The 11,905-nt window shown below is 34.7% G+C and carries 10 protein-coding genes; 4 read left to right on the plus strand and 6 right to left on the minus strand.

Going from position 1 to position 11,905, the window contains the following annotated elements; translation table 11 throughout:
• Positions 1–22: 22 nt before the first annotated feature.
• The 4 genes from AC2A1D_RS10440 to AC2A1D_RS10455 form a co-directional block, all read right to left on the minus strand.
• Entirely contained in the window at positions 23–835 is an 813-nt protein-coding gene (locus AC2A1D_RS10440) for a GLPGLI family protein (protein WP_484043578.1), read from the minus strand.
• Complete coding sequence (locus AC2A1D_RS10445) at positions 832–1,671, minus strand: GLPGLI family protein (RefSeq protein WP_484043579.1); 840 nt, start codon at positions 1,669–1,671, stop codon at positions 832–834. The genes AC2A1D_RS10440 and AC2A1D_RS10445 overlap by 4 nt, the downstream gene beginning before the upstream one ends.
• Positions 1,672–1,744: 73 nt before the next feature.
• Entirely contained in the window at positions 1,745–2,788 is a 1,044-nt protein-coding gene (locus tag AC2A1D_RS10450; RefSeq protein ID WP_484043580.1) for a PA0069 family radical SAM protein, read from the minus strand.
• Positions 2,789–2,931: 143 nt separating this feature from the next.
• On the minus strand, positions 2,932–3,123 hold the full coding sequence (locus AC2A1D_RS10455) for a hypothetical protein (protein WP_484043581.1): 192 nt from the start codon (positions 3,121–3,123) through the stop codon (positions 2,932–2,934).
• Between the two features lie 140 nt (positions 3,124–3,263).
• On the opposite strand from AC2A1D_RS10455, the gene AC2A1D_RS10460 reads away from it, so the two are divergent.
• On the plus strand, positions 3,264–3,608 hold the full coding sequence (locus AC2A1D_RS10460) for a hypothetical protein (RefSeq protein WP_484043582.1): 345 nt from the start codon (positions 3,264–3,266) through the stop codon (positions 3,606–3,608).
• A 35-nt stretch (positions 3,609–3,643) separates the two neighbouring features.
• Here AC2A1D_RS10460 and AC2A1D_RS10465 read toward each other — a convergent pair whose 3' ends face one another.
• Together AC2A1D_RS10465 and AC2A1D_RS10470 are read right to left on the minus strand one after the other, a co-directional pair.
• Positions 3,644–6,304 carry a hypothetical protein gene (locus AC2A1D_RS10465; protein WP_484043583.1) on the minus strand — a complete coding sequence of 887 codons (2,661 nt, stop codon included), beginning with the start codon at positions 6,302–6,304 and terminating at the stop codon, positions 3,644–3,646.
• A gap of 78 nt (positions 6,305–6,382) precedes the next feature.
• On the minus strand, positions 6,383–7,174 hold the full coding sequence (locus tag AC2A1D_RS10470) for a DUF2797 domain-containing protein (RefSeq protein ID WP_484043584.1): 792 nt from the start codon (positions 7,172–7,174) through the stop codon (positions 6,383–6,385).
• A gap of 90 nt (positions 7,175–7,264) precedes the next feature.
• Here AC2A1D_RS10470 and AC2A1D_RS10475 point away from each other — a divergent pair, with 90 nt between their 5' ends.
• From AC2A1D_RS10475 to secA, 3 genes are all read left to right on the plus strand, one after another.
• Positions 7,265–8,302: a GDP-mannose 4,6-dehydratase gene (locus AC2A1D_RS10475; protein ID WP_484043585.1), complete on the plus strand. Its 1,038-nt coding sequence runs from the start codon at positions 7,265–7,267 to the stop codon at positions 8,300–8,302.
• A gap of 121 nt (positions 8,303–8,423) precedes the next feature.
• Complete coding sequence (locus tag AC2A1D_RS10480; protein ID WP_034709134.1) at positions 8,424–8,645, plus strand: DUF2795 domain-containing protein; 222 nt, start codon at positions 8,424–8,426, stop codon at positions 8,643–8,645.
• A gap of 96 nt (positions 8,646–8,741) precedes the next feature.
• On the plus strand, positions 8,742–11,816 hold the full coding sequence (secA, locus tag AC2A1D_RS10485) for a preprotein translocase subunit SecA (RefSeq protein WP_484043586.1): 3,075 nt from the start codon (positions 8,742–8,744) through the stop codon (positions 11,814–11,816).
• Positions 11,817–11,905: the final 89 nt, after the last annotated feature.

Here is an 11,905-nt window from a genome sequence, read left to right on the forward strand (position 1 = left end):
CTATTTTAAAGCGGCTTTAATTCTAGAATATTTCTAGCGAATTATTTTCTTTACGCACTTTGTTTTCTAAATATTCTTTAGTCTTTTTTATAGTATCTCTTTTATCTTCCTCACTGCGAAAAATCATTTCACCCGCCGCAATCTTTTGCATATAATTCGCCATCGGATTTTTACGATATTCTAACTGCATTTTATTATATTTTTCGACATCTAATTTTATCGTATTTTGATAATCGTACTCGTTCATAAAATCATAAAAATCGCTTTTTTTAGAGACTGAAATTAATTTATAAACATGAGTTTTGCTTTCATCTGACATTTCGATAATCAATCCCGGCAATCCATGAAATTTATACGGTCCGTCCGAAATTGGAATCTCTGTTGTAAACCAAGCTTCCCAAATCCTTCCGCCAAAAGCAACGGTTGCCTTCTGAGCCATATACTCTCCTACTTTCTTTTTTTCTTCAGTTACTTTCCAATTCATGGGTCTTGAATCTTCAACTTTATACACCTTTTCAGGCATATGGTTTGCAGTGTAGAAGAACGTTTTTCCCTGATTTTTTTCTACGACTTCCCTCACTTTCAAAGTTGGGTCGGGAAAAGAATAAACTCCTTTACTTGCATCAGCAACCATTGTAGAATCTGATTTTATCTTCTTTAAACCCGCGAACAAAGACTGTTTCTTTTCTGGCTTTACCATGAGCGACATAATTTCACTTTCTACTTCAGACTTATTTAAACTGTCTTTAGCAAAGCTATAATCATATAAAAACTGATAATTTTGCGCAGTAAGTGCAGCGCTCATAAACATCATAATTAAAAAAAATCTTTTCATTTGAATTCTACTTTTTGGTCTAATTCTATTGGGTTATTGTGTTTTGCTAAGTTTTTCTGAATGCCTTTAGTAAATTCCCTATAATCCACTTCTTTTGTGCCTCCTTTACCATCATCAGTATGAACTTTCGTGCCCATTGCTTTTAAAGAAAACATCGGGTCATCGTAAAAATTACGCAAAATCTTCTTGTATTGTTCCCAAGAGATTTCTTTTCCTAAATCCCGCTCAAACAAATCTTTTGTTTTCATCTCTTCAATTTTGGTTACCGTGAACGAAAAATTGTTTTGATTATCTTCCATTTTTAAAATCAAACCAGGAAGCCCATGGAAATAATAGGGACCTTCGGAAAGAGCTATTTCTTTACAAAACCAGGCAATCCAATGTCTTCCGCTAAAATCTACCTCTGCTTTTTGACAATTATAGATTCCTATTTTTTGTGTTTCGTCTGAAATTTTCCATTGAAGCTCTTTAAAATCGGTGATAAAAAATTTATCTCTTCCAAGAGAAAATACGAAGTGTTTACTAAATTTTTGCGTTGAAAAATCTTTGGCAAAATAAAGTTCCTGATTGATATTAACTCGATAACCATTACCATATTGACCTTGGTTTTGAAGAGAATCCGATTTTCTTCGAGACTCTGTTCTGAACAAAGATTTATTCCCCAAAATATCTAATCTGTATTCTCTTTCTACACTTTTGGGATCAGTTTCTCCAAGACTATTATCAATAAATTCATAATGAACCGACATATTTTGAGCAGCAGCAAAAAGCGGAAAAACTAATATTACGAGGTAAAGGAAAGCACTGAAAGGAGTAATTTGAATAATCTTTTTCATGTTTAATATTTAAAGCAAAACTACACTTTCACCATCTATAATTCAACAAAAAAAGAGTTAATATTCGTTAATTCTAAAACAACCTCAACTGCTGTTCTTTAGTTCCTGTAAAAGCATCGGTAGAGAGTTTGGGAAATTCTTTTCCGTCAAAATATTTCTTTCTTCCGATTTTAAAGGTATTGTGAATCATTTCTGCGATATTTCCTTCGCCAATATGTCTGTCGTACATTCTTTTGTCTCCCAATTTTCCGCCACGCATGGAACGAATTAAGTTTAAAACTTTCTGAGCTCTGTCAGGAAATGCAGTTTCAATCCATTTAACAAAAACAGGCTCTACAGCATCATTTAATCGAACTAAAGTATAACCAAAACTTTGCGCACCTGCATCTGAAATAGATTTTAAAATCGACAAAGGTTCATCACTGTTCAAACCTGGAATAATTGGCGCAACCATTACGTGAGTGGGAATTCCGTTACTGGAAAGAATTTCAACCGCTTTTAATTTATTTTGTGATGAACTTGTTCGGGGTTCCATTTTGCGGCGAAGTTCTTCGTTCATTGTTGGAATGCTTAACGAGACTGAAACCAGATTTTGTTCTGCCATAGGTTTTAAAATATCCAAATCTCTCAAAACTAAAGCATTTTTAGTAAGAACATTCACCGGATGTCTGTAATCTAAACAAACTTGAAGCAGTTTTCTTGTGATTTCAAATTGTCTTTCGGCTGGTTGATAGCAATCTGTGTTTCCAGAAAGTAAAATAGGAGCAGGTTTGTAGCCTCGTTTTTTAAAGAATTTTTCTAAAAGTTCAGGAGCGTTTTTCTTCACCATAATTTTTCTTTCAAAATCGATTCCGGCGCTGTATCCCCAATATTCGTGAGTAGGTCTTGCAAAACAGTAAGAGCAGCCATGTTCACACCCTTGATACGGATTCATAGAATATTCCATTGGCAAATCATCACTTTTCACTTGGTTTACAATGGTTTTAGGGAAAACTTCTGTAAAAGTGGTTTTTATGGCTTCCAAATCTTCTTCATCAGGTTCATAGGTGTATTTTTCGAAACGATTAACGACGTTTCGCTGTGCTCCTTGTCCTTTTATGAAGTTTTCGCTGCTCATATTCTTTGGTAAAATTAGAAAGGAAACTTTCTACAACAATTAGTTTTAACACAAAACTTTTCCACAAAAAAAATTCCGACAATCTAAAACAGATTGTCGGAGCTTGTTATACAAATATAATTGTGTACTACTTCTCTTATATGTTATTTCATAGCAAAATACTCTACACCGTGTTCTTCATCTGCATTTTCTTTGTGAAAATGTCTGTGATGATCGGCGTAATAATCATTGTATTTCTTTTGTTTTCTTTGTAAAATTTTCTTAATTCCGATAAAACTTAACGCAGCCAAAAAACCAATGCTTCCTGCCAGTAAAATTCCTGCTTCTTTTTTCATATTCTGAAATTTTTTGTTTTAGAGCAAAGCAAAAAATATACCTTTTGAGATTGTGTCAGTAATAAATTTTGTTAATCTAATCACAAAATTCTCTTTATATAATGGTGTAATAATTGCAGTTTTAAAGTTAAAATATTATTATGGAAAATAAAGAAACTGAAGACAAAATGACAACCTTAAGCCAAGTAATGACTACTCTTGGCAAAAGAGGAATTCACAGAGAATACAGAATGAACGAGGACGGAGAAATGAAACTAGACAACTCTGAACATGTATACCAACCTCAGAATCTTACCATTTTGCGTACCTACAGATTTGAGGGAGACAGTAATCCTGCAGATAATGCGGTATTATATGTTGTAAAAGATCACGAAAAAAACATTGGTTTCATCTTAGATTCTTATGGAGCAGAAAGCAATTATCCGGGAGAACAATTTGATAAATTTCTTAGAGAAATTCCTGTAGAAGAAAGCGAAGAATATTAATGCTCCTCATTTATACAACTAAAAAATCCGGAACTTTACTGAGTTTCGGATTTTTCTTTTTTCCTAAAAACACCTTTCAGAAAACCTTTTTCTTTTGGCGGCTCCACTTCTTTTGGATCTTCTTTTTTGGAAGGAGTTGTGGGAGATTTCAAATCTTTCTTAAGATCTTCCACAGACTGCTTTATTCCATTTACCTTTTCGACCTTATTTTTTATTGATTTTTCTGTTTTACCAATATTTTTGCTGATCAGTGTTTTCTTTAAACCATCTTCAATCCCTTTCCAAAAGAGGTTAAAAAATGATTTCGTGGGATCTCTTTCTATACCTTCCACCACGACAGATTCGGGAAATTTTTCCGATGTAGTTTTAATAAAAACATTTGCAACGGCACTTAAAAGCGTATTTTTCTCTTTAGTATCCTTATTTAACACCGCAATTTGAAGATCCTTATGTTTTAAATTAAAGCTTCCTCCCAAACCAGCAGGATTTCCTTTAAAATCGAATAACATCTCTTGTATGGTTCCTTTGGCCGAAACATTCATGTAAGGAACAATAAAAACATTCAGCGATGTCGCAGGAATACCTGTAGCGCGTCCTGAAATCCTAAAACGATCTTTTAAATCTGCGACATTAAAGTTCCAGTTTACGGAAAGCGGCGAAGCATTTAGGAAAGAACAATCGATTTTGATTTTCACATCGGTTGGTTTTCCCTTCATTTTGGCAGAGTTCAAATTTTGAACATGCATATTGAAATTGCTAAAGCTCAATTTCCCAGGCCCATCACTTTTCTCGGTATCTTCTTCGTATTCTAAATATGAGTTTTTGAGGTTTAAATTTTCAATAAACATGGGAATTTTAAGCGAGCGAAGCATTTTTGAATACAACGGTTTTATCTTCGGGTCGTCTTTTGGAATTTTACTTCTGAAAATATTTGCATTTACAGCAGAAATATTAACTGTTTTAGCCTCAATTAATGGCCGATCCGAAAACAAATCCCACTTTCCTATTGCCGAAATCTGATCTATCTTCAAAGAATACAAATCGCTCTCAACAGGAATCATCTTAATGAACTGTGCTCTCGAAACCAAAGGCTTCATCGCAAAATTCTGGATAACAGCTTTGTTTTTGCCTAAAAAAAGTTTCCCCAAAGAAAGATGATAAAATTTGGTGCGGTAAGAAAAATCTGATGTCGTAAAATGATAATCTTTTACGTTAAAATCCAACTCAGATTGGTTTTGTTTGGGAGATATTTCAAGATGATCTATTTGAGCATTCAATTGCTTAAAAGCCATAGGCTGATTTCCTTTTTGAAAGGTAAGATCTGAGTTTCTTAAATTAATTTTTCGCACAACAACCGGAAATTGAATTCCAGGAAAACCGGCATTCTTTTTAGATTTTTTTTCCAATGACGGAATATAAACTCCTTGCGCTTTGTCTACCAAAATATTCTTAACATCAAGATTCAGTTTTTCGTCTTCAATCGCCCATTTATTTATATTAAAAGCAATTTGCTTTGCTTTTAAATTAGTCTTTGTCCTATCGTTTTCAACAGTCACCTCATTGAAAATTCCGCTTTTAGGATTTACCGAAAAGTTTTTAAAACTAAAATTTTCGTTTACACCAAGAAACACGTTTTCTCCACTCAATTTAAAATCTTTGTAATGAACAGGTATTGTTTGGCGAGCAGTTTCTTTATTGAATATAAAATCTGTAATGCTAAGATTAAGTTTTTCTGCTTCTGCAAGATGAGTTCCGTCTGGTTTAATAATCTTCAAGGAAGCATTTTTTAATAAAACCCCGTGGAAATCTACTTCAAAGTTTTTATTTTTCGCCTCTTCTTTCTTTTGAACAGTACTGTTAGTGTATACCAGAAATTGTGGATTTACAATCTTTGCTTCAGAGAGTGAAATTTTGTTTTTCTTTAAAGCAATATCAGAAAAATTCATCTTCGGGATTGTAAATTGTACAAGTTGTCTTTTATTAGGAAACCGCATTTTAAACTCATCAAATCCCAATAATGCCTTTACATTAAGCTCATCTACCGACATTTGCCCATTTTCGGTTTTAATTTTCGCAATTGTTATTTGATACAAATCATCTGGTTGCAAGAAAAAATCATTCCCTTTAATACTGTATTGATCAAAAACCAGTGGCAACTTATCTTCTACCGCTTCTTCTGTAAGTTGCAAGTTTTCTACCATCAAATCCAAATTTTGAACGCTAAGAAACCTTTGTTTTGTTGGCTTAAAAACACGGATTTTTCCTTGCTGAATTCTAATATTTTCAAAAGAAACAGGATTTTTTTTCTTTCCTGTTTTTTTATCTACAGCATCGGCTAGAGTAATTGTAAGATCGGGTTTTAGCAGCAATAAGTCTGTAGAACTAATTTTTTTATTAAAAATGGCATCATAAATTCCGAAACGGCTGATTTTTAAAGTATCAATCGTTCCATCTAGCCCAATAACCTGTGTATTATTAGGATTTTTAGACTTCACCGCAATTTCTGAAGCAAAAATATCGCCCGTTCCAAGGCTGATTTCTAATTTTTTATAGGAAACTTTATAATCTGTATTGTCTTTAATGTACGCAGGAAGTTGGGTTTTCAGCCAGATATTCAGTCCAAAATTGACCAACAATATCAGTCCGAAGAAAATTCCTAAAAAAAGGAAAAGCTTTTTCACCCAAGGTTTTTTCATGGCGTATTAATTTTTAGAGATTTTACATCGTTTTTTTTCTTGCTAAAATTAGACCAATAACAAAATCAAACGCTTCCTTTAAAACTCCAACTCAATCACATACCCTTCATGACCTCTTACATTGATGAAATTTCCGCCTTCAAAACCAAGATACTGACCTTTAATACCGGTAAGTTTTGCTGTAAACTCTGGCTTTTTATCTAGGGTGAAAGAATTTACTTTTTCGGGTTTTTCAAAAGGATAATCAAATTTCCATAATTCTTCTCCTTCAGAATAAAATTTTTGAAAATCTGCGGGGAAATATTCTTTTATTTTTTGTTGAAAATCAGCCAAATCGATTTCATCTTCAAAATCGTCCTGAAGCATTTTTCTCCAATTTGTTTTGTCTGGAAGATGCTGTTTCAAGGCAACTTCTATCATTCCGGCTTCGTAACGATTTTCGGTTCTTGCGATGGGAAGCGCAAATGTTGCTCCCTGGTCAATCCATCGTGTAGGAATTTGAGTGTTTCTCGTAACCCCAACTTTTACATCTCCTGTGTAAGAAAGATACACCGTGTGCGGCTGCAGCTGAATTTGTTTTTCTACCTCCAAATCTCGCTCTGCAATGCCTAAATGCGCTGTAGAAAGTTCCGGACGAATAATTGTATCACTTGCATAAGGACTTTCGAAAAAGCAACTTTTACAAAAACCCATTCTGTAAATAGGCTTGTCTAGGTTACAATTTACACACTGAAAACCGGTATGTTTTATGGTAATTTCTTTCCCAAAAAGCTCGTTCATGTGAATCAAATCGCCAGAAAGATTTAAATAGTATTGAATTGGCTGAGCGTTGTAGCTCGTCATTTTTAAAATTTGCCCCTGAAATTTCATGTGATGTAAATGTTACTTTATCGAGTAAATTTAGTAATTTCAGTTTCAAAACCTATAAATTTATACTTTTGTACTAATAAAAAAACGCGGATGAATTATCTCATTACCGGAGGAAGCGGTTTTATCGGTTCTCATTTAATTGAAATTTTATTAAAAAACGGACATTCTGTCATTAGCATTGATAATTTTGATGATTTTTATGATTATCGAATTAAAATCAATAATACGCTAGAATCTTTGGGTTTAGAAAGAAATTTCAGTTTTACTGATAAAAAACAAGACATTGAAAGATTAATTTCCCTCACAGAATCTTCAAATTTTAAATTATACTCCACAGACATTCGTGATAAAGATGGCTTGAAAAGTGTTTTTGAAAACCATCAAATTGACCTTATTATTCATCTTGCGGCTCTTGCGGGAGTAAGACCTTCTATAGACCGACCTTTAGATTATGAAGAAGTGAATATTAAAGGAACGATGCATCTTTGGGAGCTTTCGAAAGATTTTAATATTAAGAAAATCATCTGTGCGTCGTCTTCAAGTGTTTATGGGAACAATACAAAAACACCTTTTTCTGAAACCGATTCTGTAGATCACCCTATTTCTACATACGCCGCCACAAAAAGGTCTATGGAAATTTTAGGACATGTTTATCATTCGTTGTATGGTTTGGATATGATTCACCTAAGATTTTTTACCGTTTACGGGCCAAGACAAAGACCTGACCTTGCGATTCATAAATTCACAAAATTGATGGTCGAAAATCAGGAAATTCCTTTCTATGGTGATGGTTCTACAGCTAGAGATTATACTTTTATCAACGATATTATTCAAGGAATTTTAGGTTCTATCGATTATATTTCTACCCACGAAAATGTCTATGAAATCCTAAATTTAGGCGAAAATGAAGTGATTACTTTAGAAGAAATGGTAACTACTTTAGAACAAACATTAGGAAAAAAAGCAATAAGAAAAAATCTGCCAATGCAACCGGGAGATGTCACAAAAACCAATGCAGACATTGCCAAAGCAGCCACTTTAACAGGCTATAAACCCACCACAAACTTCCAAAATGGCATAAAAATCTTTGTGGAATGGTTTTTGAGAAATCGAGAGCAGAACTACTGAGAGGTTGTTTTACCCAATTCTTCAGTCGTTAACAAATATTTAATAAAAAGAATTGAAAATCAAGGATAAAAAAGGCTATAATATAACCTATTTTTATACTTTTGCAAAAAATTGACAAATTATGTACTGGACATTAGAATTAGCTTCATATTTAAGTGACGCACCTTGGCCAATGACAAAAGCAGAGCTTATTGACTATGCAATTAGAACTGGTGCACCCATGGAAGTAGTAGAAAACCTTCAGGCTATTGAAGATGAAGGAGAAGTCTATGACGCAATCGACGAAATCTGGAGTGATTATCCTACAGATGAAGATTATCTTTGGAACGAAGACGAGTATTAATCGGCCTTTGGCTTTTGGCGCTTTGCCAATAGCCTTTTTTTTAACAATTAATGTGCAATTAGCAAACTGCTGATTGCCAATCGCAAATAGCAAACTATGAGTTTTTTAAACAAAGTTCTTAAAGGGTTTTTGGGAGACAAGAAAGCGCAGGACCTGAAGGAAGTAAAAAAAGTTGTAACAAAAATCAAAGCTGTTGAACCATCAATTCAGCAATTGTCTGACGATGGTTTAAGAGAAAAAACGGCGGAGTTTAAAGAAAATATCAAAGCAGCTACCAGCAAAATTACTGAGCAGGTAGAGCAAGTAAAAGAGCAAATTAAAACATCAACAAACGTTGACGAAAAAGAAGCTCTTTTCTCAAAAATCGAAAGACTTAAAAAAGAATCTTACGAAATTGAAGAAAAAGTGCTTAGCCAAATTTTACCTGAAGTTTTTGCTTTGGTAAAAGAAACTGCCAGAAGATGGGCTCAAAACGGAGAAATCCGTGTAACTGCAACAGACTGGGACAGACAATTGGCTGCTGCAGGAAAAGATTTCGTAGAAATCCAAGGCGACCAAGCGGTTTGGAAAAACCATTGGGACGCCGCAGGAACTGCCGTAAACTGGGACATGGTACATTACGACGTACAGTTTATTGGTGGGGTTATTCTACACAGCGGTAAAATTGCCGAAATGGCAACCGGTGAAGGTAAAACTTTGGTAGGAACACTTCCAATCTTCTTAAATGCGCTTCCAGGAAGAGGTGTTCACGTTGTAACCGTGAATGATTATCTTGCAAAAAGAGACTCGGCTTGGATGGGACCATTGTATCAATTCCACGGAATGTCGATTGACTGTATCGACAATCACCAACCGAATTCAGACGGAAGAAGAAAAGCATACAACTCAGACATCACTTACGGAACCAACAACGAATTTGGTTTCGATTATCTAAGAGACAATATGGTGAGTTCACCATCAGAATTGGTTCAAAGAGAATTAAACTTTGCTATCGTCGACGAGGTTGACTCGGTTTTGGTAGACGACGCAAGAACTCCTTTGATTATTTCTGGACCTGTTCCGCAAGGAGACAGACAAGAGTTTGATGTACTAAAACCATCTATCGACAGAATCGTAGAAGTTCAGAAAAAAACAGTTTCTGCTATCTTCAACGAAGCGAAAAAATTAATCGCTGCTGGAAATACTAAAGAAGGAGGTTTCAAATTACTTCAGGCGTACAGAGGTCTTCCTAAGAGCAGACAATTAATTAAATTTTTATCGGAAAGCGGGAATCGTGCTTTGCTACAGAAAGTTGAGGCACAATACATGCAAGACAACAACCGTGATATGCCGATTGTAGATAAAGACCTTTACTTCGTAATTGAAGAAAAAAACAATCAGGTTGAGCTTACAGACAAAGGTGTTGAATACATGTCTCAAGGAAATTCTGATGCAAATTTCTTCGTACTTCCAGACATCGGAACTGAATTGGCAGAACTTGAAGCTAAAAATCTTTCTAAAGAAGAAGAATTTGAAGCAAAAGAAAAACTTTTCGGAGATTTTGCTGAAAAATCTGAGCGAGTTCACACCATGAGCCAATTACTAAAAGCGTACACATTATTCGAAAAAGATGATGAGTATGTGGTAATTGATGGCGAAGTAAAAATCGTAGACGAGCAAACAGGTCGTATTATGGAAGGAAGACGTTATTCAGACGGTCTTCACCAAGCGATTGAAGCGAAAGAAAATGTAAAAATTGAAGCGGCAACGCAAACTTTTGCTACAGTAACACTTCAGAACTATTTCCGTATGTACAACAAATTGGCGGGAATGACGGGTACTGCAGAAACTGAAGCAGGAGAACTTTGGGAAATCTACAAATTGGATGTAGTGGTAATCCCAACCAACCGTCCGATTTTAAGAAACGACAAGCAAGATTTGGTGTACAAAACCAATAGAGAAAAATATAACGCAGTAATTGAAGAGGTAGAACAATTAACAGCAGCGGGAAGACCAGTATTGGTAGGAACAACTTCTGTTGAAATTTCTCAGTTACTTTCTAAAGCTTTACAGCTAAGAAAAATTCCGCACCAAGTTTTGAATGCGAAGCTTCACAAAAAAGAAGCAGAAATCGTTGCAGAAGCTGGAAGACCAGGAGTTGTAACGATCGCAACAAACATGGCGGGTCGTGGTACCGATATTAAATTGACGAAGGAAGTAAAAGATGCAGGTGGTTTAGCAATTATTGGTACGGAAAGACACGATTCTAGACGTGTAGACAGACAGTTGAGAGGTAGAGCAGGAAGACAAGGAGACCCAGGAAGCTCACAGTTCTATGTTTCTTTGGAAGATAACTTGATGCGTCTTTTCGGTTCTGAAAGAATCGCTAAAATGATGGACAGAATGGGCCATAAAGAAGGTGAAGTTATTCAGCATTCTATGATTTCTAAATCTATCGAAAGAGCTCAGAAAAAAGTAGAAGAAAACAACTTCGGAACAAGAAAGAGACTTCTTGAGTACGATGATGTAATGAATAAGCAACGTGACGTAATCTACAAGAGAAGAAAGAACGCTTTATTCGGAGATCACTTAAAGTACGATATTACGAATATGATTTTCGATGTAGCAAACTCAATTGCAGCAAAAGGAAAAGCTACAGGAAATTATAAAGATTTCGAATATGAAATCATTAAAACTTTCACAATGGAATCTCCGGTTTCTGAGAATGATTTCAAAAATAAAAACGTTCAGGACTTAACGAATATTTTATTTAAAGCAGCTCAGGAAGATTACCAAATGAAGCTAAACTTGTTGAAAGAAAAATCTTTCCCAATCATTGAAAACGTGTACCAAAACCAAGGTTCAATGTTTAAAATGATTCAGGTTCCTTTCACAGACGGCCATAAGACAATGACGATTGTTACGGACTTAAAAGAAGCTTATGACAGCCATTGCGAAAGCATGATTAACGATTTTGAAAAGAATATTACGCTTTCTATTATCGATGAAAACTGGAAACTTCACCTTCGTGAAATGGACGACTTGAGAAGATCTTCACAAGGAGCTGTTTACGAGCAGAAAGATCCGTTGGTAATTTACAAACAAGAATCTTTCCACCTTTTCAGTGAAATGATTGATAAATTGAACAAAGAAATTATCTCATTCTTATACAAAGGAGAAATTCCTGCATAAGGAATTTTTAGATAAAACATTCATAAACCACTTCGTTTGAAGTGGTTTTTTGTTGTAAAAGGAGTTTTTATTTAAATAATATGACAAAT

Source organism: Chryseobacterium sp. HNCC26DJ239, from assembly GCF_057180445.1.

Coding starts and splice junctions, on each gene's coding strand:
- AC2A1D_RS10440 (WP_484043578.1), bottom strand. CDS start 835: ATGAAAAGATTTTTTTTAATTATGATGTTTATGAGCGCTGCACTTACT.
- AC2A1D_RS10445 (WP_484043579.1), bottom strand. CDS start 1,671: ATGAAAAAGATTATTCAAATTACTCCTTTCAGTGCTTTCCTTTACCTC.
- AC2A1D_RS10450 (WP_484043580.1), bottom strand. CDS start 2,788: ATGAGCAGCGAAAACTTCATAAAAGGACAAGGAGCACAGCGAAACGTC.
- AC2A1D_RS10455 (WP_484043581.1), bottom strand. CDS start 3,123: ATGAAAAAAGAAGCAGGAATTTTACTGGCAGGAAGCATTGGTTTTTTG.
- AC2A1D_RS10460 (WP_484043582.1), top strand. CDS start 3,264: ATGGAAAATAAAGAAACTGAAGACAAAATGACAACCTTAAGCCAAGTA.
- AC2A1D_RS10465 (WP_484043583.1), bottom strand. CDS start 6,304: ATGAAAAAACCTTGGGTGAAAAAGCTTTTCCTTTTTTTAGGAATTTTC.
- AC2A1D_RS10470 (WP_484043584.1), bottom strand. CDS start 7,174: ATGAAATTTCAGGGGCAAATTTTAAAAATGACGAGCTACAACGCTCAG.
- AC2A1D_RS10475 (WP_484043585.1), top strand. CDS start 7,265: ATGAATTATCTCATTACCGGAGGAAGCGGTTTTATCGGTTCTCATTTA.
- AC2A1D_RS10480 (WP_034709134.1), top strand. CDS start 8,424: ATGTACTGGACATTAGAATTAGCTTCATATTTAAGTGACGCACCTTGG.
- secA (WP_484043586.1), top strand. CDS start 8,742: ATGAGTTTTTTAAACAAAGTTCTTAAAGGGTTTTTGGGAGACAAGAAA.